Source organism: Janibacter massiliensis (assembly GCF_900289115.1).
Classification (GTDB): domain Bacteria; phylum Actinomycetota; class Actinomycetes; order Actinomycetales; family Dermatophilaceae; genus Janibacter_A; species Janibacter_A massiliensis.
Window position 1 is genome coordinate 673,135 of sequence record NZ_LT985196.1, and the last position, 25,127, is coordinate 698,261.

24 protein-coding genes are annotated in these 25,127 nt (G+C 72.7%); 9 read left to right on the forward strand and 15 right to left on the reverse strand.

Annotation, left to right across the window (positions count from 1 at the left end):
* Positions 1-165: 165 nt before the first annotated feature.
* The 3 genes from DAA34_RS03365 to gyrB are packed head-to-tail and all read right to left on the reverse strand — an operon-like array spanning position 166 to position 5,425.
* The gene (locus tag DAA34_RS03365; protein ID WP_234354089.1) at positions 166-678 is read right to left on the reverse strand and encodes a DUF3566 domain-containing protein; all 513 of its coding nucleotides are present in this window, start codon (positions 676-678) and stop codon (positions 166-168) included.
* Positions 675-3,284, reverse strand: a complete 2,610-nt coding sequence (gene gyrA, locus DAA34_RS03370) for a DNA gyrase subunit A (protein WP_106817610.1) — start codon at positions 3,282-3,284, stop codon at positions 675-677. The genes DAA34_RS03365 and gyrA overlap by 4 nt, the downstream gene beginning before the upstream one ends.
* Positions 3,285-3,328: 44 nt before the next feature.
* On the reverse strand, positions 3,329-5,425 hold the full coding sequence (gene gyrB, locus DAA34_RS03375; protein ID WP_234354090.1) for a DNA topoisomerase (ATP-hydrolyzing) subunit B: 2,097 nt from the start codon (positions 5,423-5,425) through the stop codon (positions 3,329-3,331).
* Positions 5,426-5,746: 321 nt separating this feature from the next.
* On the opposite strand from gyrB, the gene DAA34_RS03380 reads away from it, so the two are divergent.
* Complete coding sequence (locus DAA34_RS03380) at positions 5,747-6,547, forward strand: hypothetical protein (protein WP_106817612.1); 801 nt, start codon at positions 5,747-5,749, stop codon at positions 6,545-6,547.
* A gap of 26 nt (positions 6,548-6,573) precedes the next feature.
* On the opposite strand, the gene DAA34_RS03385 is transcribed toward DAA34_RS03380, so the two are convergent.
* The 7 genes from DAA34_RS03385 to dnaA form a co-directional block, all read right to left on the reverse strand.
* Positions 6,574-7,464, reverse strand: coding sequence for a serine hydrolase (locus DAA34_RS03385; protein ID WP_106817613.1), 891 nt, complete (start codon positions 7,462-7,464; stop codon positions 6,574-6,576).
* Between the two features lie 2 nt (positions 7,465-7,466).
* Positions 7,467-8,246, reverse strand: a complete 780-nt coding sequence (locus DAA34_RS03390) for a hypothetical protein (protein ID WP_106817614.1) — start codon at positions 8,244-8,246, stop codon at positions 7,467-7,469.
* A 95-nt stretch (positions 8,247-8,341) separates the two neighbouring features.
* Positions 8,342-8,923: a DUF721 domain-containing protein gene (locus tag DAA34_RS03395; RefSeq protein ID WP_106817615.1), complete on the reverse strand. Its 582-nt coding sequence runs from the start codon at positions 8,921-8,923 to the stop codon at positions 8,342-8,344.
* Positions 8,920-10,125, reverse strand: coding sequence for a DNA replication/repair protein RecF (recF, locus tag DAA34_RS03400; RefSeq protein WP_106817616.1), 1,206 nt, complete (start codon positions 10,123-10,125; stop codon positions 8,920-8,922). Before recF ends, DAA34_RS03395 begins: the two co-directional genes overlap by 4 nt.
* 7 nt (positions 10,126-10,132) lie before the next feature.
* The gene (gnd, locus tag DAA34_RS03405; RefSeq protein ID WP_106817617.1) at positions 10,133-11,188 is read right to left on the reverse strand and encodes a phosphogluconate dehydrogenase (NAD(+)-dependent, decarboxylating); all 1,056 of its coding nucleotides are present in this window, start codon (positions 11,186-11,188) and stop codon (positions 10,133-10,135) included.
* A gap of 29 nt (positions 11,189-11,217) precedes the next feature.
* Positions 11,218-12,351: a DNA polymerase III subunit beta gene (gene dnaN / locus DAA34_RS03410; protein ID WP_106817618.1), complete on the reverse strand. Its 1,134-nt coding sequence runs from the start codon at positions 12,349-12,351 to the stop codon at positions 11,218-11,220.
* A gap of 642 nt (positions 12,352-12,993) precedes the next feature.
* Positions 12,994-14,484 carry a chromosomal replication initiator protein DnaA gene (gene dnaA / locus DAA34_RS03415; protein ID WP_106817619.1) on the reverse strand — a complete coding sequence of 497 codons (1,491 nt, stop codon included), beginning with the start codon at positions 14,482-14,484 and terminating at the stop codon, positions 12,994-12,996.
* A 549-nt stretch (positions 14,485-15,033) separates the two neighbouring features.
* On the opposite strand from dnaA, the gene rpmH reads away from it, so the two are divergent.
* The 8 genes from rpmH (at position 15,034) to DAA34_RS03455 (ending at position 20,782) form a co-directional block, all read left to right on the forward strand.
* Entirely contained in the window at positions 15,034-15,171 is a 138-nt protein-coding gene (gene rpmH, locus DAA34_RS03420; protein ID WP_106817620.1) for a 50S ribosomal protein L34, read from the forward strand.
* Between the two features lie 8 nt (positions 15,172-15,179).
* Entirely contained in the window at positions 15,180-15,551 is a 372-nt protein-coding gene (gene rnpA, locus DAA34_RS03425) for a ribonuclease P protein component (RefSeq protein WP_106817621.1), read from the forward strand.
* Entirely contained in the window at positions 15,548-15,850 is a 303-nt protein-coding gene (gene yidD / locus DAA34_RS03430; protein ID WP_106817622.1) for a membrane protein insertion efficiency factor YidD, read from the forward strand. Before rnpA ends, yidD begins: the two co-directional genes overlap by 4 nt.
* Before the next feature lie 22 nt (positions 15,851-15,872).
* Positions 15,873-16,961, forward strand: a complete 1,089-nt coding sequence (yidC, locus tag DAA34_RS03435; RefSeq protein ID WP_106817623.1) for a membrane protein insertase YidC — start codon at positions 15,873-15,875, stop codon at positions 16,959-16,961.
* A 9-nt stretch (positions 16,962-16,970) separates the two neighbouring features.
* On the forward strand, positions 16,971-17,630 hold the full coding sequence (locus DAA34_RS03440; protein WP_106817624.1) for a Jag family protein: 660 nt from the start codon (positions 16,971-16,973) through the stop codon (positions 17,628-17,630).
* Between the two features lie 69 nt (positions 17,631-17,699).
* Positions 17,700-18,344, forward strand: a complete 645-nt coding sequence (rsmG, locus tag DAA34_RS03445) for a 16S rRNA (guanine(527)-N(7))-methyltransferase RsmG (protein WP_106819755.1) — start codon at positions 17,700-17,702, stop codon at positions 18,342-18,344.
* A gap of 459 nt (positions 18,345-18,803) precedes the next feature.
* Entirely contained in the window at positions 18,804-19,709 is a 906-nt protein-coding gene (locus DAA34_RS03450; protein WP_325027417.1) for a ParA family protein, read from the forward strand.
* Complete coding sequence (locus DAA34_RS03455; protein ID WP_106817626.1) at positions 19,706-20,782, forward strand: ParB/RepB/Spo0J family partition protein; 1,077 nt, start codon at positions 19,706-19,708, stop codon at positions 20,780-20,782. The genes DAA34_RS03450 and DAA34_RS03455 overlap by 4 nt, the downstream gene beginning before the upstream one ends.
* 188 nt (positions 20,783-20,970) lie before the next feature.
* Here the strand turns inward: DAA34_RS03455 and trxA are convergent, their stop codons facing one another.
* From trxA to DAA34_RS03480, 5 genes are all read right to left on the reverse strand, one after another.
* A complete protein-coding gene (trxA, locus tag DAA34_RS03460; protein WP_106817627.1) occupies positions 20,971-21,294 on the reverse strand; it encodes a thioredoxin in 324 nt (107 codons plus the stop codon).
* A gap of 90 nt (positions 21,295-21,384) precedes the next feature.
* The gene (gene trxB, locus DAA34_RS03465; protein ID WP_407656998.1) at positions 21,385-22,449 is read right to left on the reverse strand and encodes a thioredoxin-disulfide reductase; all 1,065 of its coding nucleotides are present in this window, start codon (positions 22,447-22,449) and stop codon (positions 21,385-21,387) included.
* A 127-nt stretch (positions 22,450-22,576) separates the two neighbouring features.
* Complete coding sequence (locus DAA34_RS03470) at positions 22,577-23,359, reverse strand: hypothetical protein (RefSeq protein WP_106817628.1); 783 nt, start codon at positions 23,357-23,359, stop codon at positions 22,577-22,579.
* Positions 23,356-24,024: an RNA polymerase sigma factor SigM gene (sigM, locus tag DAA34_RS03475; protein WP_106817629.1), complete on the reverse strand. Its 669-nt coding sequence runs from the start codon at positions 24,022-24,024 to the stop codon at positions 23,356-23,358. The genes DAA34_RS03470 and sigM overlap by 4 nt, the downstream gene beginning before the upstream one ends.
* A gap of 3 nt (positions 24,025-24,027) precedes the next feature.
* Positions 24,028-24,984, reverse strand: coding sequence for a hypothetical protein (locus DAA34_RS03480; RefSeq protein ID WP_106817630.1), 957 nt, complete (start codon positions 24,982-24,984; stop codon positions 24,028-24,030).
* Positions 24,985-25,127: the final 143 nt, after the last annotated feature.

Consider the following 25,127-nt stretch of genomic DNA (forward strand, 5'->3'; position numbering starts at 1 on the left):
CGACGACCGAGACTACCCCACCTGCACCCGGCGGTCCAAAACGGGCTGGCCCGCTGCCCGTCGTTCGTTCAGATCTGCGCGTCATCGGTGACATTTGCGCGCGATATTCGGCGCGCAGATGTCACTTGCGCGCGCAAATGCGGGGAAGTGGTGGCGTGTGGGGGGTCAGTCGTCGGTGAGGGTGAGCTGCAGGCCGCCGACGAGGCTGGCGATGACGTTGTAGAGGAACGCGGCGAGCGTCGCCAGGGCCGTCCAGAGGAACGTGTCGATGACCGCGAGGACGATCGTCAGCGACAGGATCCGCCCCAGGCCCAGGTACTCGTTGACGTCGAACGGCTTGTCCGAGTCGCCCATGATCGAGCCGATCATCCGGTTGATGTCGTCGAAGACTCCCATCCCGGACAGGATCGTCCAGAGGACGAACACCATGACGACCATCGCGACGCCGAACGCGAACGACAGCAGGAAGCCGACCTTCATCGCCGACCACGGGTCGACGCGGCTGACCATGAGCTTGACCCGGCGCACCGCCGGCCGCGACGGACGGGCCGCGCGCGGGTCACGACCACCGGTGACCGCGGCGGATCCGGCGCCCTGGGCACGGGCCGCAGCGACCCGCGACCCCGCATCGGCCCGCGCCGTGCGCATCGCCGTCCCCCGCTGGTCTGTCGCGCTCACTCGGTACCTCCCGCGGTCTGCTCCGCGTCGTTCGTGCTCCCGTCGGCGGCCTCCGCCGGGACGTCGTCCCCAGACGCTACCGCGTCGACCTGCTCGTCACCGACCTGCTCGACGCTGCGCGCCACGGCGACGATCGAGTCGCCCGTGCGCGGCGCGGCGAAGGCAACGCCCATGGTGTTCCGGCCGGTCCGCTTCACGCCGTCGACCCGGGAGCGGACGATGTTGCCCTTCTCCATGACGACGAGCACCTCGTCGTTCTCCCCGACCGTGAGCGCCCCGACGAGCTGACCGCCCTTGCCGTTGCTCGCCGCCGTGACGCCGTAGATCCCTCGGCCCTTCGGCGTCCACTCCGAGGCGGCGGTCCGCTTGGCGACACCGTTCTCGAAGACGACGAAGACGTCGGGGTCCTGGCCGGCGGGCAGGACGTTCATCGCGAGCAGGCTGTCCCCCTCGCGGAACTTCATGCCCGTGACGCCGCTCGTCGCCCGACCCATCGGCCGCAGCTGGTCGTCGGTCGCGTGGAAGCGCACCGACTGGCCGTTGCGGGACACCAGGAGCAGGTCGTCCTCCGCAGACGCGAGCGCCGCACCGACGAGCTCGTCCCCGTCCCGCAGGTTGATCGCGATGAGACCGCCGGAGCGAGGGCTGTCGTACTCCGCCAGGCGCGTCTTCTTCGCCAGACCCCGGCGCGTGGCCAGGACGAGGTACGGCGCGGCCCCGTAGTCCCGCACCGCGAGGACGGCGGCGATGCGCTCCTCCGGCTGGAAGGCCAGCAGGTTCGCCACGTGCTGGCCCTTGCTGTCCCGCGAACCCTCGGGCAGCTCGTACGCCTTGGCCCGGTACACCCGACCGAGGTTGGTGAAGAAGAGCAACCAGTGGTGGCTCGTCGTCGTGTAGAAGTGCTCGACGACGTCCTCCCCGCGCAGCGCCGCGCCGCGCACACCCTTCCCGCCGCGCTTCTGGCTGCGGTAGGCGTCGACCCGGGTGCGCTTGGCGTACCCGCCCCGGGTGATCGTCACGACGACGTCCTCCTCGGGGATGAGGTCCTCCATCGACATGTCCCCGTCGTACGGGTGGATCGTGGTGCGCCGCTCGTCGCCGTACTTGTCGACGATCTCCTGCAGCTCCTCGGAGACGATGCTCCGCTGCCGTTCAGGCTTGGCGAGGATGTCCGTGTAGTCCTCGATGAGGGCGGCGAGCCGGTCGTGCTCGTCGATGATCTTCTGGCGCTCCAGCGCGGCCAGGCGCCGCAGCTGCATGTTGAGGATCGCGTTCGCCTGGATCTCGTCGATGTCGAGCAGACGGATGAGCCCCTCGCGGGCCTCGTCGACGGTCGGGCTGCGCCGGATGAGCGCGATGACCTCGTCGAGCATGTCGAGGGCCTTGAGCAGGCCGCGCAGGATGTGGATCTCGGCCTCGGCCTTCGCGAGGCGGAACCGCGTCCGGCGCTGGATGACCTCGATCTGGTGATCGACCCAGTGACGGACGAAGGCGTCGATCGGCAGCGTGCGCGGCACCCCGTCGACGAGGGCGAGCATGTTCGCCCCGAAGGTCGTCTGCAGCGCCGTGTGCTTGTAGAGGTTGTTGAGGATGACCTTCGCGACCGCGTCCCGCTTGAGGACGATGACCAGGCGCTGGCCCGTGCGGCCCGAGGTCTCGTCGCGGATGTCGGCGATCCCCGACAGCCGGCCCTCCCGGGTCTGGTCGGCGATCTTCTGGGCGAGCGCGTCCGGGTTGACCTGGTAGGGCAGCTGGGTGACGACGAGGCAGGTCCGGCCCTGGATCTCCTCGACCTCGACGACCGCCCGCATGATGATCGAGCCGCGACCGGTGCGGTACGCGTCCTCGATCCCCCGGCGGCCCATGATGAGCGCGCCGGTGGGGAAGTCCGGCCCGGTGACCCGCGCCATGACGGCCTCGAGCATCTCCTCGCGCCCGGCGTCCGGGTGCTCGAGGACCCACTGGGCCGCAGCGGCGACCTCGCGCAGGTTGTGCGGCGGGATCTGGGTCGCCATGCCGACCGCGATGCCGGCGCTGCCGTTGACGAGGAGGTTGGGGAAGCGCGCGGGCAGGACGTCCGGCTGGAGCGTCTTGCCGTCGTAGTTGGGGACGAAGTCGACGGTCTCCTCGTGGATGTCCCGGACGAGCTCCATCGCGATCGAGGCCATCCGGCACTCGGTGTACCGCGGTGCGGCGGCCCCGTCGTTGCCCGCCGAGCCGAAGTTCCCCTGACCGTCGATGAGCGGGTACCGCAGCGACCACGGCTGGACGAGACGGACCATCGCGTCGTAGATCGCCGTGTCGCCGTGCGGGTGGTACTGCCCCATGACGTCGCCGACGACGCGCGAGCACTTGTTGTACCCCCGGTCGGGGCGGTACCCACCGTCGTACATCGCGTAGACGATCCGGCGGTGCACCGGCTTGAGGCCGTCCCGGACGTCGGGCAGCGCGCGGCTGACGATGACGCTCATCGCGTACTCGATGTAGCTGCGCTGCATCTCCTGGTTGAGGTCGACCGGCTCGGTGCGGTCGGTCACCAGGGCGCCGTCGGCGGGCGCGTCCGGCCCGGTCGGCTCGGTCGGTCCCTCGGGGGGCAGGTCGGTCATCGCGATCCTTGTCTCGTCGTGTCAGGCGTCGGCTCGCGGGCCGGTCAGATGTCGAGGAAGCGCACGTCTCGGGCGTTGCGCTGGATGAAGGTCCGCCGGGAGTCCACGTCCTCGCCCATGAGGACGGCGAAGATCTCGTCCGCGGCGGCCGCGTCGGCGAGCGTCACCTGGAGCAGGACCCGGTGGTCGGGGTCCATCGTCGTCTCCCACAGCTCCTGGTAGTTCATCTCGCCCAGACCCTTGTACCGCTGGACGCCGTTCTCCTTCGGCAGCCGGTACCCGCTGGCCTGGCCGTCGGCGATCATCGCGTCGCGCTCGCGGTCGGAGAAGGCGAACTCGTGCTCGTGGTTGCTCCACTTGAGCCGGTAGAGCGGGGGCTGGGCGAGGTAGACGTACCCGGCCTCGATGAGCGGCTTCATGAAGCGGAAGAGCAGCGTCAGCAGCAGCGTGCGGATGTGCATGCCGTCGACGTCGGCGTCGGCCATGAGGACGATCTTGTGGTAGCGGGCCTTGGTGATGTCGAAGTCCTCGCCGATGCCCGTGCCGAAGGCGGAGATGAGCGCCTGGACCTCGGTGTTCGCCAGGACCTTGTCGATCCGGGCCTTCTCGACGTTGAGGATCTTCCCGCGGATCGGCAGGATCGCCTGGTTCTCGGGGTTGCGGCCGGCCTTGGCCGAGCCGCCGGCGCTGTCGCCCTCGACGATGAAGACCTCGGAGACCGTCGGGTCCTTGCTCTGGCAGTCGCTGAGCTTGCCCGGCAGGCCGCCAGACTCCAGCAGGCCCTTGCGCCGGGTCGCCTCGCGCGCCTTGCGGGCGGCCATCCGAGCGGCCGCGGCCTGGACGGCCTTGCGGACGATGTCCTTGCCCTCGTTCGGGTGCGCCTCGAGCCAGTGGCCGAACTCGTCGGTCATCGCCCGCTGGACGAACCCCTTGACCTCGGAGTTGCCAAGCTTGGTCTTCGTCTGGCCCTCGAACTGCGGCTCGCCGAGCTTGACCGAGACGACGGCGGTGAGCCCCTCGCGGATGTCGTCGCCGGTGAGGTTCTCGTCCTTGTCCTTGAGCAGGCCCTGGCGGCGCGCGAAGTCGTTGACGAGCTTCGTCAGCGCGGCGCGGAAGCCCTCCTCGTGGGTGCCGCCCTCGTGGGTGTTGATCGTGTTCGCGTACGTGTGGACCGACTCGCTGTACGCGCTCGTCCACTGCATCGCCAGCTCGAGGGAAAGCGCCCGGTCGACGTCCTCCGACGCGATCGAGATGACCTCGGCGTGCACCGGCTCGCTCTTCTTGCTGCCGACGAGGTGGTGGACGTAGTCGACGAGCCCGCCGTCGTAGCGGTACGTGACGGTGCGGGCCCGCACCTCGCCCGCCGCATCGGTCTCGGGGACGACCTCGTCGTCGCCCGCGCCGGTCGAGGCGGGGGAGTCCACCGCCGTGTCGACTCCGTGCTCGGCGTCCTCGAGCTCGTCCTCGGCGTTGGCGACGGCGTTCTCCCGCTCGTCGACGAGGGTGATCGACAGGCCCTTGTTGAGGAAGGCCATCTGCTGGAAGCGCGCGCGGATCGTCTCCCAGTCGAGCTCGACCGTCTCGAAGATCGCCGCGTCCGGCCAGAACGTGATCGTCGTGCCCGTCTCGTCGGTGTCGCCGACCACCGTCAGCGGCCCGGTGGGCACGCCGTGGTCGAAGGACATCCGGTGGACGTGCCCCTTCTGGCGGACCTCGGCCTCCATCCGCGTCGACAGGGCGTTGACGACGGACGAGCCGACGCCGTGCAGACCGCCGGAGACCTTGTACCCGCCACCACCGAACTTGCCGCCCGCGTGCAGCTGGGTGAGGACGAGCTCGACCGCGCTCACACCCTCCTGCGGGTGGATGTCGGTGGGGATGCCGCGGCCGTCGTCGGCGACCCGGACCCCGCCGTCGGCCAGGAGGGTGACGAGGATCGAGGTCGCGTAGCCCGCGAGCGCCTCGTCGACGGAGTTGTCGACGATCTCCCACACGAGGTGGTGCAGGCCGCGCTCGCCCGTCGAGCCGATGTACATGCCGGGGCGCTTGCGAACGGCCTCCAGACCCTCGAGGACCGTGATGGCGCTCGCGTCGTAGTCCGGGGTGCTCGCCTGCGCGGGCGTGCTGGTCTCGTCGGCCACGTCTCTCCTCGGGTCTGCGGTCAGCCCTTCGGCGGGAGCCGGGGGCGTCGTCCGCCGGCGGGTCGGACGACCCGGGACATCGTCGTGAGTTTACCGGCTCGGACGGGCCGGGCGCACGTCGACACGGGCCGGGAGGGCCGCTCTCGCGCCGGAACGGGGAGGGATCCGAGGGGATCCACACGTCCGGCCTCCTCCGGGCCTTCTCGCGGCCCTGCGAGCGCCGGTGTCGCGCTCGCGCCCACCGAGTCGACTCGTGGTCATCGGATCCGGTGACCACGAGTCGATTCACGAGGCGCGACACGCGTCGATACCCTCGGTGTCATGGCACCGCGCTCCGTCCGCCCCGCCGCCGCGCTCGTCGCCCTCGCCCTCGGGGTGGGCGGCCTGTCGGCCTGCGGGCTCGGCGGCGACAGGCCCGCCCCGACGGTGACCGCGACGTCGACCACCGACGCGCTGCCGCCCATGGAGACCGAGGACGGCCCCAGCCCGACGACGACGGCCGGCGGCGCGAAGACCCTGCCCTCCGGCACCCGCTGGGCGACCTCGAGCCGGTCGGGCCTGCGCTGGGCCGTTCCCGACGACTTCACCGTCGTCGACGTCGCGGCGCTGCGCGCGAACCGCTCGACGCCCGTGCCGAAGGACGTGCGGGCCCTGGCCCGACGCCAGGGGATGTCGGTGAACGAGATGCTCGCGTCGTTCGGCACGGGGGCCGAGCTCGTCGCCGTCGACACGGCCAGCCCGCAGGGGCAGCCGGTCACGGCGAACGTCAACCTCGTCGCGATCGAGAACCAGTCGCTGCCCGACGAGCAGGAGATCCGCCGCCAGCTGGCGAACATCCCCGGCAGCCGCACGCGCGTGCTGTCCGTCAAGGACGTGCCGATGGAGCTGGGGCCGGCGAACCGCACAGTCTACACGATGACCGTCAAGGACCGCACGCTCGCGGTCGAGGCCATGGCCGTCGAGCACGACGGAGGCACCGCGACGATCACGGCGAGCGCGGCGACCGCCCCCGCGGCGAAGGCGCTCATGGACGACATCGTCGACACCCTCGAACCGGTCGCGGCCTCGGCGTCGGCCTCGTCCTCCTCGGCCGCGTCGTCGGCCTCGTCCCGGGCCGCCTGAGTCGGCGCGCCTGACCCGACGCGGCGTCAGGAGGGGCAGGTCCCGGACGGCAGATCGGTGCGGTGGTCGGTGAGGACGCGCGCGAGGTCGCCGAGGATCGCCGTCGCCTCCTCGTGGGTCCCGCCGGGGAGCCGGACGGCGAGCGCCACGGCCGTCCGCCCGCCGCGGGCCGGGACGATCCCGAGCTGCCGGGCGACGTAGCCCTGCGGGGTCGGGCCCCAACCGCCCTTGAACCGCGCCCCGCGGTCGGTGCCGAGCCCCCAGCGCTGGTCCGCCCGCACCCGCCCCATGAGGGGCAGCACCTCGTCGGCATCGGCCAGGCACGGCAGGCCGGACGTGAAGCGGGCCTGGTCGGCGACCGGCCACCGGGTCTGCCCGAACGCGCTGAACCCGGGGACGAGGACGCGGGACTCGACGCGGGTGCGCCGGTCGCCGGCCTCGCGCAGGACGGCCTCGGTGCGGCAGGCCGCCCGCGGCGGGGGACCGAGCGAGCTCCACAGCTGCGCCGCGGCGTCGTTGTCGCTCGCGGTGATCGCTGCGTCCGCGTCCCGCCGGAGGACCTGGTCGCTGCCTCGGGAGGGCGTCCGTAGGGCGGCGAGCACGATCGGCACCTTCATCGTCGACCACGCCGGCAGACCGGGGTCGGTCCCGACGACGGTCGGGGTCCGCGGGCGCCCGACGGGGGCGAACGCCACGGTGACGACCGCGCGGGGATGGGCGCGCCGCACCCGGGCCAGGTCGTCCGTGAGCGCACGGGGGACGCGCTCCGCCGGGCCGGTCGTCGGGACGGACGGGGCGGGCCGGCTCGGCGCGACCTCGGTCGAGGTGACCGTCGCGGGGGCTCGGTCCGCGCCGGTCCCGCACGCGCCGAGAGCACCCAGCGCGAGCGCGAGGGCCGTCGCACCCAGGCGTCGCACGCTCAGTAGAGGTGGACGACGGCGTTGTTGCCGCCGGTGCAGGTCACCGGCTCACCCCGGCACGTCATCGTGTAGGTCCGACCCGTCTTGGGGCTGAACGCACGGATCGAACGGTTGCCGCGGCCACCGGCGTCGACGTAGGCGTCGCGGACGTTGACGGCGAACTCGCACGAGGTGACGTCGGAGCCGATCGCGGCCTTGAGTCCTCCGGCGGTGGAGCGCCCGCAGGCCGTGGCACCCGCCGGCAGGGTGCGGGTCCGCCGCGACGACGGGGGCGAGGACGACGACGGGCTGGCGGAGCCCTGCGTGCCGCCGCTGTCGGTGGTCACCTCGGTCGTCGTCGTCTCCGTGACGACCGTCGGCCCGTCGGCGTCCGCAACCCCGCGCCCACCGAGCAGGGAGAACCCGATGGCCAGCCCTGCGAGCAGGAGGAGGGACCCGAGGGCCAGCCCGATGACCCATGGGGCCGGACCGCCGCGTCGGGGCTCGACCTGGCGGGGCGCCCCGGGAACGGGGTGCTGCACGGCGTACCCCGGTTGCGGGGCGTACACCGGATGACCGGCCAGCCCCGGGTCGGTGGCGTAGTCCTCCGGGCGGTGGACCGGTGCGGCGTCGACGCTCGCCACCGGGGAGCGGCTCGCCGTCGCGTCGGGGTCACGAGAGGGGAACCCGCCGGCCGCTGGTTCGGCCCAGGGGTCCTCGTACGGGTCGTACGCCCCCGACGAGCCCTGCTCGAGCATGCCGTCGAGAGCCTCGACCCCCTCGTCCTCCGGACGCGTCATCGACAACTCCTCCTCAGCGTCGTGCTCCGTCACTCTGGCACAGGGGACGACGCCCGGGCACCCGTCCGATCCGTGATCGACCGGTGTCCGGGCGATCAGCCGTAGGTGTCCCGCGGGCCGCGGCCGTCGCTCGCGCGGCGCGGGCCGCGGCTCCACGACGGGGCGCTCGGGCCGACGACCTTGAGCTCGGCGACCGCGTCGGGACCGATCTCCGCCGCGACCCGGGCCAGCAGCGAGCTCGAGAGCAGCCGCAGCTGGTGGGCCCAGGCGGTCGAGTCCGCGCGGACGGTGAGGACACGACCCTCGAACGAGACCGGGGTCGAGTGCGCCGCGACGCCGGGCCCGACGATCTCGGCCCAGCGCCCCATGACCGACCCGACGGCGACGTCGACCCGCCAGCCCCGGTCGGCGACGAGCCGGTCCATCTGGTCCCCGATGAGCAGCGGGTCGCGGTCGGCCCCGGTGCGGGGCACCAGCCCGTCACCCGGCCGACGGCGGCGCGTGGGTCGCAGACCAGGACGCAGGCCCTTGGCCCGAGCAGCGCCCCGCGCCCGGGCCAGCGCGGCGGCCGCGGCGTCCTCGACCGTGGGACCGACCTCCTCGACCGTCCCGTGCTGCTCCCCGGCGCCGACCTCCTCGTCATCGGCGGGCGGACCGACCTGCGGCGGCTGGGTCATGCCGGCGTCACGCTGCCCTCGGTGACGGAGAACCGGTGCCCGCTGAGCGCCTCCGGCACATCCTCCGGGACCGCGGCGGTGATGAGGACCTGCTCGCAGTCGGCGATCATCGCGGCCAGCCGCTCCCGGCGGCCGGAGTCGAGCTCGGCGAAGACGTCGTCGAGGATGAGGACGGGGTCGTCGTCGAGGTCGTGGCGCAGGAGGTGGAAGGCCCCCAGGCGCAGCGCGAGCGCGAACGACCACGACTCGCCGTGGCTGGCGTAGCCCTTCGCGGGCATCTCCCCGAGCGTGAGGCGCAGCTCGTCGCGGTGCGGACCCAGCGCCGTCACCCCGCGCTCGATCTCGTGCTCGCGCATCCCGGCCAGCCCGTCGAGGTAGGCGGTCCGCAGGTCGTCGATCTCGGGGACCTCGCCCGCGGCGATCGCGGCGGCCACGGGCTCGGTCGCCGATGCCGCGTCGAGGCTGCTGCGGTACGTCGCGCCCGCGGACCGGTCGGCGTCGGCGACCTGTCGGTACGTGGCGTCCAGGTGCGGGCGCAGGTCGCGCAGCAGGCGCAGGCGGGCGTACGTCAGCTGGGCGCCGACCCCGGCGATCTGCTCGTCCCAGATGTCGAGGGTGTGCAGGGCCGAGGCGCGCGGGTCCCGACCGTCGGGGTCGGGGGGAGCCGCGCGGTCCCGCCGGCCGCGACGCAGGACGGGCGCGGCGGACCGCAGCAGGGCGTTGCGCTGCTTGAGGACCTTGTCGTAGTCGGCACGGACCCCGGCCCACCGCGGCTGCCGCTGGACGAGCAGGTCGTCGAGGAAGCGTCGCCGCGCCGCGGGGTCGCCCTTGACGAGGGCGAGGTCCTCGGGGGCGAAGAGGACCGTGCGGAGGATCCCCAGGACGTCGCGGGGGCGGGCCGGCGCGCGGCCGATGTGCGCCTTGTTCGACCGGCCCGGGGTGATCTCGAGCTCGACGACCTGCTCCCGCCCGGCCCGCACCACCGCCGCCCGGACGACGGCGCGCTCGGCGCCGAAGCGCACGAGGGGCTGGTCGGAGGACACCCGGTGGCTGCCGAGCGTCGAGACGCACCCGATCGCCTCGACGAGGTTCGTCTTCCCGCGGCCGTTGAGCCCGACGAGCGTCGAGATCCCGGGGGACAGCGCGAGGTCGGCGGACGCGTACGAGCGGAAGTCGGCGACCGTCAGGTGACGGACGTGCACGCGCCGGTCAGCCGCCGGTCGACCCGCCGCCCGAGGACGGGCCGGCGTCCGCGGCCCGGCGACCCTCGGCCGCCGCCTCCGTCGCGCTCGTCGGCGGCGCGGTCTTGCTCTCCTCGGCCTGCTCCGCGGCCTTCGCGCTGCGCGGGCCCTCCTGCGCCTGCGCGCGCAGCTCGTCGCCCTCCGCCGTCGTCATCACCTGGTGGCCGCCGAACTGACCGCGCAGCGCCGCGACGGCCTGCATCGTCGGGCTCGACTCCTGGCGCGAGGCGAACCGCGCGAAGAGCGACGCGGAGATCACCGGCATCGGCACGGAGTTGGCGATGGCCTCCTCGACCGTCCAGCGGCCCTCGCCGGAGTCGGCCGTGTAGTCGGAGACGTCGTCCAGGCTCGGGTTCTCCTCGAGCGCGAGGACCATGAGGTCGAGCAGCCAGGAGCGGACGACCGTGCCGCGGCTCCACGCCTTGAAGGCGCCGGGCACGTCGGTGACGATGTCCTTCTTCGTCAGCAGCTCGTAGCCCTCGGCGTAGGCGTGCATGAGGCCGTACTCGATGCCGTTGTGGACCATCTTCACGTAGTGGCCCGCCCCGACCTCGCCGGCGTGGACGAAGCCCTCGTCGCGCGGACCCTCGGGCCGCAGCGCGTCGAAGATCGGCATGGCCCGCTCGACGTTCTCCGCGGCCCCGCCGACCATGAGGCCGTAGCCGTTCTCCAGACCCCAGATGCCGCCGGAGACGCCGCAGTCGAGGTACTCGATGCCCTTCTCCTGCAGCGCCGCGGCGTTGAGCTGGTCGTCGGAGAAGCGGCTGTTGCCGCCGTCGATGACGAGGTCGCCGGGCTCGAGCCGGTCCCCGAGGTCGGCGATGACGTCGCGGGTGATCTGCCCCGAGGGGACCATGACCCAGACGACGCGCGGCGCCTGCAGCCGGTCGATCATCTCCTCGACGGAGCCGGCGTCCGAGACCTCGGGGTTGCGGTCGTACCCGATGACCTCGTGACCGGCGCGGCGGATGCGCTCGCGCATGTTGCCGCCCATCTTGCCCAGTCCGATGAGACCCAGCTGCATGACTCGCTCCTGACGCTCGGGTGCTGTGGTCAGCCGGCGAGGCGGACCGGCTGGAGGACGTAGCGGTAGCTCGTGTCGGCCTCGGCCTCGATGGTGTCCTGCCCCGTGATCATCGCGGGTTTCAGGGGCGCCGTGAACCCCAGGCGGGTGAACGTCGTGCCGAGGGCGCCCAGACCGTCGAGCAGGTAGCCGGGGTTGAAGGCGATCTCGAGGTCCGGACCGGTGACGGTGGCCTCGACGGCCTCGGAGGCCTGCGCGTCGTCACCCGTGCCCGCCTCGATCGCGACCGAACCCTCGGTGAACCGCAGCCGGACGGGGGTGTTGCGCTCGGCCACGAGGGCGACGCGCTTGACGGCCTCGACGAGCTCGTGGGTGCTGACGACGGCGTCGGTCTCGGTCGACGCGGGGAAGATCTTGCTCACCTTCGGGTACTCACCGTCGAGCAGGCGGGAGGTCGTCCGGCGGCGGCCGGCCTCGAAGCCGACGAGCCCCTCACCGCCGGCGGCGTCGCCCAGGGCGAGGTCGACGGTGCCGGCCGCGCCGAGCGAGCGCGCGGTGTCCAGGAGGGTGCGGGCCGGGACGAGCGCGACGTGGCTGGCGTCGCTGGCCGAGGGGTTCCACGTGATCTCGCGCATGGCCAGGCGGTAGCGGTCGGTGGCCAGGAGCGTCATCCGCTCGCCGTCGACCTCGACCCGCACGCCCGTGAGGATCGGCAGGGTGTCGCCGCGGTCGGCGGCGATCGCCACCTGCTGGACCGCCTGGGTGAACGTCGGGCCCTCGATCGTGCCGGAGGGGGAGGGCGAGGTCGGCAGCGTCGGGTAGTCCCCGACCGGCATCTGCAGCAGCGCGAAGCGGGAGCTGCCGCACGTCACCTGGACCTTCGAGCCGTCGAGGCCGACGTCGACCGGCTTGTTCGGGAGGTTCTTCGAGATGTCGGCCAGGAGGCGTCCGAGCACGAGGACGGTGCCGGACTCGCTCACCTCGGCGGGCACGGTGATCCGGGCCGATACCTCGTAGTCGAACGCCGAGAGGGTGAGCTCCCCGTCGGTGCTCGCCTCGAGCAGCAGGCCGGCGAGGACCGGGACCGGGGGGCGGGCCGGCAGGCCACGGGCGACCCACGTGACGGCTTCGGCGAGAACGTCGCGCTCGACGCGGAACTTCACGGCAGCCTGCCCTTCCTTCGTCGGCCGGGGCGGCCGACGTGTGTGCACTCCTCGGGGAGTCCGACCCTAACCCCTCCGGGCGATGACGATCGCGCCGATCCCCGAGCTGCTCGCTCCGTCCACATCCCCGTGCTCGGGGCGGAAACCCCTTCGTGTGATGAGGAGTCATCGTCATCGGGGCTGTGGATCCTGTGGACGGGCGAGTGCCGCGGGCGCGTGATCGGCCCCGATGGCGGGCGCGCGGGGTCCGACGGCGGCCCCGCGCGCTGTGCACGGACGGTGGATCCCGCGGCACGCGAGCGCTGCGTGATGTGGACGGAGGAGGGCCGTCCACAGCCGTCCACCGTCGTGCCTGCCGGTGTGCGCATGACATCCCCCGGTGGGCGCCGATGATCCACAGGCCGACCCGGGACGGCATCGCGACCGTTGTCCACAGCGGGTGTCCACATGTGGGCGGAGGAGCACCGTGCGTTCATCGAAGGTCGCCCCGTGGTCACCTGGGGGTCCTCGGGCGTCGCGACCGGCGCGTCCTGCGGGGCGCAGGGCAGGGAAAGGTCACCCGCGTGGTCCACACCCTGTGGACAACGGTGTGGACGAGATGTTCGTGGGGGGTGACGGGGTGGGGATCGGTGGGCCGGGACCTCAGCCAGCGGCCTGCTGCTTGATCCGGTTCGTCAGCTCCGTGACCTGGTTGTACGTCGCGCGCCGCTCGGCCATGAGCTGGCGGATCTTCTTGTTCGCGTGCATCACCGTCGTGTGGTCGCGGCCGCCGAAGCCCTTGCCGATCGTCGGCAGCGACTCGTCGGTGAGCTCGCGGCAGAGGTACATCGCGATCTGCCGGGCGTTGACGAGGGTGCGCGAGCGGGAGGGCCCCTGGAGGTCCTCGATCGTCAGCGCGAAGTACGAGGCGGTCTGGGCCATGATCAGCGCCATCGTGATCTGGTTGGCCGACTCGTTCGGGATGAGGTCCTTGAGGACGATCGTCGCGAGCGGCACGTCCACCCCGGCCTGGTTGAGGCTCGCGAACGCCGTGACGCGGATGAGCGCCCCCTCGAGCTCGCGGATGTTCGTGCTGATCCGGCTGGCGATGAACTCCAGGACGTCGTCGGGGACGTCGAGCCGCTCCTGGATCGCCTTCTTGCGCAGGATCGCGATCCGGGTCTCGAGGTCGGGCGGCTGGACGTCGGTGAGCAGACCCCACTCGAACCGGCTGCGCATCCGCTCCTCGAAGCCGCCGAGCATCTTCGGCGCGACGTCGCTGGTGATGACGACCTGCTTGTTCGCGTTGTGCAGGGTGTTGAACGTGTGGAAGAACTCCTCCTGCGTCTGCATCTTCCCCGAGAGGAACTGGATGTCGTCGATGAGGAGGATGTCGACGTCCCGGTAGCGGCGCTGGAACTGCTGGGCCCGGTTGTCCTGGATCGCGTTGATGAAGTCGTTCGTGAACTCCTCGGAGTTCACGTACCGGACGCGCACGTTCGGGTAGAGGTTGCGGGCGTAGTGACCGATCGCGTGCAGCAGGTGGGTCTTGCCCAGCCCCGAGCCGCCGTAGACGAACAACGGGTTGTACGCCCGCGCGGGTGCCTCGGCTACGGCGACGGTCGCGGCGTGCGCGAACCGGTTCGAGGCGCCGATGACGAAGGTGTCGAAGGTGTACTTCGGGTTCAGGCGGGTGGCCTCGAGCTCCTCGGGGACCACGCGCCCGTTCGGCGTCGGCGCGGGGGTCGCGATGGCGGCGGCCGTGCGGTCGTGGGTCGGCGATGCGCCGTCCTCGGGGTCCTCGAGATCGTCGGCCCGGTCCGGGACGACGTGGAGCCCGACGCCCGGGGTGTCCTCGTCCGGCTGGGGCAGCTCGTCCTCGGTGTCGTCGAGGTCGGGGTCGACCGTGACGGCGAGGCGGACGTCCTGCCCGTAGTGGGCCGAGAACGCCTGGGTCACGGGCACCCGCAGCGCTCGCTCGACGTAGGTCTTGCAGTAGTTGTTCGGGACGGCGACGAGGGCGGTGCCGTCGAGGAGGCCGACGAAGCGGGCCAGACTGAGGAAGGCACGGTGCGGCGCGGGAACCCCGTCGTGGCTCACGGCCGCGAGGATGGAGCGCCAGACGGCGTCGAGGTCCTCGGACGGCTCGCTCACCCGCGCTCCTCCTGAGTCGCCCTGATCCCGGTCCGGACCCGTGGCCGGGGCCGGCGTCACGCCTGTTGCAGCGCTCAGACGGTGCGGTGGACGCCCCCCACGTGCGACGAGTGCACCGTGTCCACACGGTTTTCCACATCCTGTGGGCGGAGGTGGCCGTGAGTGCTGCGAGACGCCGACGGTAGACGACCGATCACGGGTCGGCAAGCCACACCGGACATTCGGCGCCACTCCCCGGCGTGTCGCCTTCGTCGGCGCGCCGGTGAGCGGCACACTTGATCGTTTTCACCTCGCACGACCCCCGCGTGTGTGGGTTTGACCCCTCGAGCGCGCCTCCCGTACCGTGGTCCGAGCCATTCGGCCGCTTTCGCATGCCCACGGACGCTCTCGTGCCCGGTCGTGCTCCCCGGACCCGCCGCTGCGGGCCGGTCCCGGAGCCCCCGATCCGCGCCGAGCTGGCGGCCCCTGGGCCTCCGATCGCGGCCGAGGGGCCCGACGACCACCCCTTTCCGCGCGTCCGGCGCGGTCCCACCCGAGGAGCCCTCCCCGATGAGCAAGCGCACCTTCCAGCCGAACAACCGTCGACGCGCGAAGACCCACGGCTTCCGCCTGCGGATGCGGACCCGCGCCGGCCGCGCGATCCTCGCCAACCGTCGCGCCAAGGGCCGGACGAAGCTCTCCGCCTGAGACCGGCCGTGCTGCCGGGTCGTCACCGCCTGCGGGCGTCGAGCGACTTCACGGCGGTGCTCCGGTCTCCGCGCGGGGTGCGGACCCGCTCCCGCCTCGTCGTGACCCACGCCACGCAGACCGACGCGCGCACCGGCGCTCCGCCGCGCGTCGGTCTCGTCGTGTCCAAGGCCGTCGGCTCCGCCGTCGAGCGGAACCGGGTCAAGCGTCGGATCCGCGGGATCCTCGCGGCGCGGCTGCACTCGGTCCCGGCGGGCACCGACCTCGTCGTCCGGGCCAACCCCGGAAGCGCCGCGGCGGACTTCGTCGCCCTCGAGGCCGATGTCACCCGCACCCTCGACGCGGCCGTCCGCCGGCTCGGCGAGCGGGCCGGCCGGTGAACGCACCCACGTCACGCACCTCGCCGGCCGCGCTGCCGCTGGTGTGGCTCGTGCGCGCCTATCAGCTGACGCTCTCCCCGCTCCTGCCGCCGGGCACGTGCCGGTACACGCCGAGCTGCTCGCAGTACGCGCTCGGCGCGCTGCGCCGCTTCGGGGCGGTCCGCGGCACCTACCTCGCCGCGCGCCGGCTGCTCTCGTGCCACCCGTGGGCCCGGGGCGGCGTCCACCACGTCCCCGACACGTGGGCCGGGCGCAACGACCCCTCCCTCCGCCTCCCGCGGACGCCGGACCCTTCCTGACCCCCTTCGAGAAAAGGACCCCATGGGCAGCTTCTTCAGCACCCTGATCTACCCGTTCGAGTGGCTCGTCGCGTGGATCATGTGGGCCTGGCACGCCGGGCTCACGGCGATCGGCCTGCCGGCGGACAGCGGGTGGACGTGGACCCTGTCGATCGTCGGCCTCGTGCTCGTCATGCGCGCGGCGATGATCCCGCTGTTCGTCAAGCAGATCCACGCCTCGCGCAAGATGCAGCTCATCCAGCCCGAGGTCCAGAAGATCCAGAAGAAGTACAAGGGCAAGACCGACCCGGAGTCGCGCCAGGCGATGACCGAGGAGACGATGGCCCTGTACCGGGAGTCGGGGACCAACCCGTTCTCCTCGTGCCTGCCGATCCTCGTCCAGATGCCGTTCTTCTTCGGCCTCTTCCGCGTCCTCAACGGCCTGGAGAAGATCGCCACCGGTGAGGCGAAGCCGATCGGTCCGATCAGCCGCGAGCTCGCGGGTCAGGCGGAGCGCTCGACGATCTTCGGCGCGCAGCTCTCGGACAAGTTCATGGGCGCGGACAGCTGGCAGGCGCAGGTCGTCACGATCGTCCTCATCATCCTCATGTCGGTGACGACGTTCATGACGCAGCACCAGCTGATGCGCAAGAACATGCCGCCGTCGGCGCTCGAGGGCCCGCTCGCCCAGCAGCAGAAGATCATGCTCTACCTCTTCCCGCTGATCTTTGCGGTCTCGGGCGTCAACTTCCCGATCGGTGTCCTCGTCTACTGGTTCGTCACCAACGTGTGGTCGATGTTCCAGCAGTTCTACGTCATCCGTCGGATGCCGGCCCCCGGGTCACAGGCGGAGAAGGACCTCCACGACAGGCGCCGCAAGGCCGGCAAGCCGCTCGACACCCCCGAGGAGCGGCGCGAGCGCGAGCACGACGAGGAGATGGCCGAGGAGCTCGAGGCCAAGGGCATCGCGGTCGAGCACCCGAGGACGCCAGACGGGCGGCCGATGTCGAAGCCGTCCGGTCAGCGAGCCCAGCCGAAGCGGACCAAGCGCGGGAAGCGGAGCGGTGGGGCGGGCGCGCGTGCGGCCGGGTCCTCGGCCGTCCGTGAGAACGCCCCGAAGACCGACAACTGAGGGAGAAGCATGAGCGAGAACGTGACGGGCGTCGTCGAACCGGCCGCCGTGACCGACACCGACCAGCTGGCCGTGACGAGCGCCGCGACCGCGGATGCCGCTGCCCCCGCCGGGGGCCCGGCGGACGAGCCCGAGGGGACGGAGGGGTCGTCGTCGGAGTCCGCGGCGGCCGCCCCGGCGGGGTCCTCGAAGAAGCGGCAGCTGGAGCGTGAGGGTGAGGTCGCCGCCGACTTCCTCGAGACGCTCCTCGACATCGCCGATCTCGACGGTGACATCGACCTGGGGATCGACGGTGACCGCGCGGCGGTGTCGATCGTCGACTCCGAGGAGGGACGGGTGCCGCGCCGGCTCGTCGGCCAGGACGGCAAGGTCCTCGAGGCCCTTCAGGAGCTGACGCGGCTCGCGGTCCAGAGCGAGACCGGGGAGCGCTCGCGGCTCATGCTCGACGTCGCCGGCCATCGCGCGGGACGCAAGACCGAGCTGGTCGAGCTGGCCCGCGTCGCGATCGAGCGCGTGAAGGAGACCGGCGAGGCGGAGGAGCTCGAGCCGATGTCGGCCTTCGAGCGGAAGGTCGTCCACGACGAGGTGCTCGCGGCCGGCCTGGCGTCGGAGAGCGAGGGCGTCGAGCCCCGGCGGTACGTCGTCGTCCTGCCGGCGAAGAACGTCTGACCGACGCCGCAGCACTGGACAGAGGGTCCCGTTTCACGTGAAACGGGGCCCTCTGCGATGCTCGGCGTCATGACCGATCCGGCCCCTGTGACCGTCGCCGACGCGCCCGAGGTCGCTCGCGAGGTGTTCGGCGACCGCCTGGCCCTCGCGGAGGCGTTCGCCGCCGAGCTCGCCCACACCGGGGTGTCCCACGGACTCATCGGGCCCCGTGAGGTGCCCCGCCTGTGGGACCGGCACGTCCTCAACTGTGCGGTGCCGGCGGTCGTCATCCCCGAGGGTTCGCGGATCGTCGACGTCGGCTCGGGCGCCGGGCTCCCGGGGATCGCCATGGCCATCGCCCGCCCGGACCTCGACGTCGTCCTCGTCGAGCCGATGCTCCGGCGCACGACGTGGCTGAGCGAGACGATCGCCCGGCTCGGGCTGGAGCGGGTCGAGGTCGTGCGGGGGCGCGCCGAGGACGTCGCCGGGAGTGTCTCCGCGCCGATCGTCACGGCCCGCGCCGTCGCGCGGATCGACAAGCTGGCTCGCTGGTGCGTCCCGCTGCTCGACCGTCCGGGCCGGATCGTCGCCCTCAAGGGGCGGTCGGCGCGGGAGGAGCTCGCGGAGGAGACCGCGGTCCTCCGGCGGCTCGGCATGACCGCGGGCGGGGTCCACGAGGTCGGGGACGGGATCCTCGAGGAGACGACCCTCGTCATGGATCTCCGCTTCGGCTGACCGGTCCGGTCGACGGGCGCTCGCTCCTGATCGGCGTTCAACGGCTCGCGCCCAAGCCGCGCAGGACGGCAGTCGCTGGGCTGCCTCGCTCGGGTGCCTCCCCTGGGCTGACCCCCGCCCACGAGCGCGAACGCCATCCACAATGCCGCGGGCCTGTGGATGTCGTACGCACCGGTTTGGGACGCGCGTGCCAGCCGGGCATCATGGACAGAACGAAGGAGCTGCACATTGTCGAACGACACCCCTTGCGTCGTCCGCGGCCTTGGCTGGCCGACCCGACCGCGCCCGGAGTCCGCGGATCGGGCGCACCCGGTCGGCTGGAGCGGCGTCCCGAGCGCGCGGGTCGATCCCGTCGAGGCCCCGTCTGCCGGGTCGGCCGCGGCCGCTGGCACGGCCGCCGTTTCACGTGAAACGGAGCCCGAGACCGTGGAGCCCGTTTCACGTGAAACGGAGACGATCGTGAGCGCAGAGATCCCGGACACCCCGCTGGCCCAGGCGGTCGCCCGGGACGTCCGCCGACGCAAGGACCTCGAGGGCCTGCGACTCCCACGTCCGGCCCGCACCCGGGTGATGACGGTGGCGAACCAGAAGGGCGGCGTCGGCAAGACGACGTCCTCGGTCAACCTCGCGGCGGCGCTCGCCGCGAGCGGCCTCGAGGTCCTCGTCATCGACACCGACCCGCAGGGGAATGCGTCGACGGCGCTCGGGGCGGACCATCGTGCAGAGGTCCCGTCGATCTACGACGTGCTCGTGGACGGCACGCCGATGGCGGAGGTCATCCAGGACTGCCCCGACATCGTGGGTCTGCGCTGCGCGCCGGCAACGATCGATCTCGCAGGAGCCGAGATCGAGCTGGTCTCGCTCGTCGCCCGCGAGACGCGGATGAAGACCGCGATCGCCGCGTACCTCGAGCACTGCACCTCCACCGGCCGGCGCGTTCCCGACTACGTCCTCATCGACTGCCCGCCGAGTCTCGGACTGCTGACGATCAACGCGTTCGTCGCCGCCGACGAGGTCCTCATCCCCATCCAGTGCGAGTACTACGCGCTCGAGGGGCTCTCACAGCTACTGAAGAACATCGAGATGATCCGCACCCACCTCAACCCGGGTCTGCACGTCTCGACGATCCTTCTGACGATGTTCGACGCCCGTACCCGTCTCGCGGCCCAGGTCGCCGACGAGGTCCGGGAGCACTTCCCCGAACAGGTGCTCGCGACCACGGTGCCGCGATCGGTGCGCATCAGCGAGGCACCGAGCTATCAGCAGACCGTCATCACGTACGACCCCCAGGGCACCGGCGCCCTCAGCTACCGCGAAGCGGCCCGCGAGATCGCCGAGCGTGGAGCGACGAAGGAGCAGGCATGAGCGAGAAGCGACGCGGGCTCGGGCGAGGTCTCGGAGCCCTCATCCCGCAGGCACCGGCGGGCGACCGGCCCGTCGACGTGTTCTTCCCCGGCGCCGATCGCCCGGCGCCATCCCTCCCGGGCACCACCACCGGCGCGGACGGCGGCCCGGACGGGTCCGCGGCCACGAGCCCCCGGCCGGACGTCGCCACGGCACCGGCCGACGAAGGAGAGCTCGCCGCGGTGCCCGGCGCGACCTACGCCGAGCTCCCCCTCGACGCCGTTCGCCCGAACCCGAAGCAGCCGCGGACCGTCTTCGACGAGGACGACATGGCCGAGCTCGTCCACAGCATCCGCGAGATCGGTGTCCTCCAGCCGGTCGTCGTCCGCCGGCTCGACGAGCCCACCCTCGCCGCGCTGCGCGAGGAGGACCCGAGCACGCCCGTCCGCTTCGAGCTCATCATGGGCGAGCGACGCTGGCGGGCCAGCCGGGCCGCGGGCCGCGACACGGTCCCGGCGATCGTCAAGGCGACCGACGACGACGACATGCTCCGGGACGCGCTCCTGGAGAACCTCCACCGCAGCCAGCTCAACGCGCTCGAGGAGGCGGCCGCCTACCAGCAGCTCCTCAACGACTTCGGGTGCACGCAGGAGGAGCTCGCCCAGCGCATCGGCCGGTCCCGGCCGCAGATCAGCAACACCCTCCGCCTGCTCCGGCTCCCGCCGGTCGTCGCCCGTCGCGTCGCGGCCGGCGTGCTGTCCGCCGGGCACGCCCGCGCCCTCCTCGCGGTCGAGGACGGCGCGGCGATGGAGCGGCTCGCCCAGCGGATCGTCGCCGAGGGACTCTCCGTGCGCTCTGTCGAGGAGATCGTCGCGCTCGGTGGGGAGGCCGCACCGGCGCCGCGACGCAGCCAGCCGCGCCCCGGCGGCCGGCACCCGCAGCTCGACGACTGGTCGGCCGCCCTGTCGGACCACCTCGACACCCGCGCCTCCATCACGCTCGGCAAGCGCAAGGGCAAGGTGACGATCGAGTTCGCGAGCGTCGACGACCTCCACCGCATCATGGCCGCCATGGGTGTCGATCCCCAGGCCTGAGCACGGTCAACACCCTCTGACCCCTCGCGCACCCTGAATCGACTCGTGATCACCGGATCCGGTGACCCCGAATCGAGTCGAGAGGCGCGAGCGCGCGCAGGGACAGGATGAGGGCCCACCGCGATCGCACGCGGTGGGCCCTCGTCACGCAGATTCCGCTGCGCAGCAACGAAACTCGCGGGGTGATCTCAGCCGAGGAAGGGCTCAAGCTCGCGGAGCAGCTTGGGCTTGGCCTGGGCGCCGGTGAGGACCTTGACGAGCTCGCCGCCCTGGTAGACGTGCAGCGTCGGGACGGAGGTGATGCCCTTGCTCGCCGTGATCTCCGGGTTCGCGTCGATATCGAGCTTGTAGATGTCGAGCTTGTCGGCGTGGTCGCGGGCGATCTCGTCGAGGACGGGGGCGATGAGGCGGCACGGGCTGCACCACGTCGCCCAGAAGTCGACGATCGTCACCTTGTCGCCCTGCAGGACGTCGCTCTCGAACGTCGCGTCCGAGGTGTTCTTCGTGGCCATGGTTCCTTCCGGGGTTCGGTCTCGGGGATGGGGTGGGGGATGTGCGTCAGTCGATCACCGCGGACCGACAACGGCCGCGGTGCTCCGGCGTCAGGACGGGGAGGCCTGCGGCTCCTGCGCGGCGGCCTGGTCACGGTCGGCGAGCCAGCGCTCGGCGTCCAGGGCCGCGGCGCAGCCGGACCCGGCAGCCGTGATCGCCTGGCGGTAGGTGTGGTCGACGAGGTCGCCGCACGCGAAGACGCCCTCGACGTTCGTGCGCGACGAGCGCCCCTGCGCGACGACGTAGCCCTCGGCGTCGAGCTCGACGAGCGGCTCGCCGCCCTCGACCTGGAGCAGCTCGTTGCGGGGGTCGTGCCCGATGGCGACGAACAGGCCGGTCACCGGCAGCTCGCGCGTCTGCCCGGTCTCGGTGTCGGTGAGCGTGATCCCGCTGACCTTGTCCTCGCCGTGGATGGCCGTGACCTGGCTGTTCCACTGGAACTCGATCTTCTCGTCGGCGTGGGCCCGCTCCGCCATGATCTTGCTCGCGCGCAGCTCCCCCCGGCGGTGGACCAGGTGGACCTTCTTCGCGAACCGCGTGAGAAAGGTGGCCTCCTCCACCGCGGAGTCACCGCCGCCGACGACGGCGATCTCCTGGTCGCGGAAGAAGAAGCCGTCGCACGTGGCGCACCAGCTCACGCCGTGGCCGGACAGGCGTTTCTCGTTCGGCAGGCCGAGCTCGCGGTACGCCGAGCCCATCGCGAGGATGACCGCCCGGGCACGCCAGACGCGGCCGGACCCGTCGGTGATCGTCTTGACCTCGCCGTGGAGGTCGAGGGAGACGGCGTCGTCGGTGACGAGCGTCGCGCCGAACCGCTCGGCCTGGGCGCGCATGTTGTCCATGAGCTCCGGGCCCATGATCCCGTCGCGGAACCCGGGGAAGTTCTCGACCTCGGTGGTGTTCATCAGCGCGCCGCCGGCGGTGACGGACCCCTCGAGGACGACGGGGGCGAGGTTCGCGCGGGCCGTGTAGACGGCGGCGGTGTAGCCGGCCGGCCCGGAGCCGACGATGACGACGTCGCGGATCTCGCCCTCGTCCGGGCCCTCCCGCTCGGGGAGGGCGCCGACGGCGAGGCCGGCGCCGGTGGCGGCGGAGATGATGATCGGGTCGGTCACGGGAGTCCTTCGTCGGGGGCGGGCGCCGGTGGGAACGCCAGTCTACGAAGGGTTGTTCCCGCGGGCGGGAACGACGGGCGGGGGACGGCGCGCGTCGGTGCGGGTCGGTGCGGGTCGGTACGCGGGGTCAGCGCGCCGGAGGCGGCACGTCGACGGGCCCGGCGAGAAGGTCGCACCCCTCGTCGACGAGCACGGCTCGGCCCTCGCCGGAGGCGTCCCGGGCCAGCAGCACGACGGTGCGGTCCGCGCCCGTGCCGCCGATCGCAGCGCGGATGCGGCCGCGGCCGAGGAAGGCGCCGTCGACCCCGGCGATGGGGTCGAGGCAGGCCAGGGCGCGGTCCTCGGACAGCCTCGGGCGACCGGCCGGCGCGGGTCGCGCACCTCGTACCAGCCCGGCGACGTCCCCGCGCAGATCGCGCGGCCGTAGGGCGCGCGGCGCAGCGGCGACGGGCACCTGCGGACCGTCGAACGCGGGCGAGCCGGGGTCGGCGATCAGCGGGACGAGGCCGCGGGACGACGTCGACCCGGTCGGCCGGGTCGAACCCGGCCGCGTGGCGGTGTCGGAACCGGCCACCGCGTCGGGGGCGGCGCTCCCGACGGACTGGTCGGTGCCCAGGGTCTGGGCGAGCAGGACGCCTCCGGCGGGCAGGAGCAGCGCGGCCGCGGCAGCACCGGCGAGGGCGGGCCGCAGGCGGCCTCGGCGACGGTGCGGCACGTCGATGGCCACCGTCTGCGGGCCGGCACCGACGGGTCCGGGGTGGCGGTCGCCGAGCTCGGCCCGCAGCCGGGCGTCGAGGCGGGCGGCGACGTCCTCGGGCATCCGCGCCTCCTGGTCGGGCAGGGAGGCCAGCAGGGCGCGCATCCCCGTCGGGTCGTCCTCGATCGGACGGTCGGGGTCGAGGTCGGTCACGGCTGCCTCCTCTCCGGTCGTGCTCGGCCGGTGCCGGGTCCCGGCCCTCGTGGGTCCGACGTGCGGGCGACGGCATGGGTTCCCGGCGCCCGCGGTGGGCCGTCGGACCCCGGGCGGTCGCCCCCGACACCCAGCAGCTGCGCGAGGGCCGCCCGGCCACGGAAGCAGCGCGACTTCACCGTGCCGGGCGCGACCCCGAGGGTGGTGGCCGCCTCCGCGACGGGGACACCGTGCATGTCGACGAGGACCAGCGCGGCCCGCTGCGCCTCGGGCAGACGGGCGAGGGCGTCGTGGACGTCGAGGCGGGTGATCGCCCGCTCGTGCTCGTCGTGCGGGGCCGCGAGCGCGCCCGCGTGGTCACCGAGGGTGTCGAGGTCGTCGCTCGGGCGCAGCCGACGCAGCTGGTCGATCGAGGCGTTGACGACGATCCGGTGCAGCCACGTCGTCACCGCGGCGTCACCGCGGAACGAGGCCGCCCGGCGGTGCGCGGCGAGGAAGGCCTCCTGGACGGCGTCCTCGGCGAGGTTGGCGTCCCGGCACGTGCGCAGCGCCAGGGCCCACGCGCGGTCCCGGTGGCGGGCCACGAGCTCGCCGAACGCGCTCGGATCACCGGCGACGTGCGCCGCGAGGAGCTCGGCGTCGGGGCGGTCCGCCGGGACGGTCACGGCTCAGGCGCTGTAGAGCGCGATCTCGGTCAGGGTCGCGCGGTAGGCGCCGTCGCTCGAGCGGGAACCGTCGGTGAACCACACGATGACGTAGCGGCCCGTGGTCCCGGCAGGTGCCGTGAGCGTCACCTTCCCGGCGCGTCCCTTCGACCCGCCGACGAGCTTCGCCCCGTCCTTCTGCGGCTTCTGGGCGGCGTAGACCTCGACGTTCGCCGCCTGCGGCAGGTCGAGGACGGCCTTGCCGAGCGTCGTCTTGCTGCCGAGGTCGATGGCCAGGCCCACGCCCTGCTTCACCTGGGAGATCGGCGCCTGGTAGCCCTCGGTCGTCCACGCGGTGGCCTTGTCCTCGTCCCAGGCCTTGCTCGTGTCGGCGTTGTGCTCGGTCCCGTCACCCAACGGGTCGTAGCCGACGACGCTGTCGAAGGCCACCTGCCGGTCGCTGCCGGTCTTGTCGTCGGGGATCCGCGGGCCGAGCGGCTGGGTCGAGGTGTCGGCCCCCGGCAGCGCGGGGAAGGCGACGTCCTGCCCGGAGTTCAGCGAGCCGAAGATGCCCAGCGAGCACAGGGCGAGGGTGAGGACGACGAGACCGGCGAGGACGGCTGCGGTCTGCTGCCGGGAGGGCGGCCCCCCGGCGGACGCGGGCAGGAACGGGGCGGGGCTCTCGTAGGTGTCCTGCACCTCGGTCTGCCGGATGCCGACCCGCTTGCGCTCCTCGCTCTGGGACACCGCCTCCTTGCGGGCCCGGCGATCGGTGGCGACGTCGGTGGCCCGGGCGCCGACGTTGCGGGCGAGGCCCGCCAGCCGCGCGCGGGCGGCCGCGGCCCCGGCGGCGGCGCTGGCCGCGGTCGTGGCGCCCGACCCCGTGCGTGCGGCGTCGACGGACCCGGTGGTCGCTGCGGCGGACCCGGTGGCGGCCGCCTGCTTGGCGGCCCGCTCGGCGGCGCCGGCCGCGGTGGCCACCCCGCGCCCGCGCCGCCGAGTGGCTATCGCCTCTACACCTTCTTTGCAGGCGGCGAACAGAGGGGGCTCAGGCTCCTGCTGCGTTCCTTCCACCAGACACCAAAGAATGGCAGAACCATCGCGTTTCATCCCGCGTGCATTCG

Bases quoted from the DNA above. Each gene is read 5' to 3' on its own strand.
- gyrA (WP_106817610.1), bottom strand. From the start codon at position 3,284: ATGACCGACCTGCCCCCCGAGGGACCGACCGAGCCGACCGGGCCGGAC.
- DAA34_RS03380 (WP_106817612.1), top strand. From the start codon at position 5,747: ATGGCACCGCGCTCCGTCCGCCCCGCCGCCGCGCTCGTCGCCCTCGCC.
- DAA34_RS03390 (WP_106817614.1), bottom strand. From the start codon at position 8,246: ATGACGCGTCCGGAGGACGAGGGGGTCGAGGCTCTCGACGGCATGCTC.
- DAA34_RS03395 (WP_106817615.1), bottom strand. From the start codon at position 8,923: ATGACCCAGCCGCCGCAGGTCGGTCCGCCCGCCGATGACGAGGAGGTC.
- gnd (WP_106817617.1), bottom strand. From the start codon at position 11,188: ATGCAGCTGGGTCTCATCGGACTGGGCAAGATGGGCGGCAACATGCGC.
- rpmH (WP_106817620.1), top strand. From the start codon at position 15,034: ATGAGCAAGCGCACCTTCCAGCCGAACAACCGTCGACGCGCGAAGACC.
- yidC (WP_106817623.1), top strand. From the start codon at position 15,873: ATGGGCAGCTTCTTCAGCACCCTGATCTACCCGTTCGAGTGGCTCGTC.
- DAA34_RS03440 (WP_106817624.1), top strand. From the start codon at position 16,971: ATGAGCGAGAACGTGACGGGCGTCGTCGAACCGGCCGCCGTGACCGAC.
- rsmG (WP_106819755.1), top strand. From the start codon at position 17,700: ATGACCGATCCGGCCCCTGTGACCGTCGCCGACGCGCCCGAGGTCGCT.
- DAA34_RS03455 (WP_106817626.1), top strand. From the start codon at position 19,706: ATGAGCGAGAAGCGACGCGGGCTCGGGCGAGGTCTCGGAGCCCTCATC.
- trxA (WP_106817627.1), bottom strand. From the start codon at position 21,294: ATGGCCACGAAGAACACCTCGGACGCGACGTTCGAGAGCGACGTCCTG.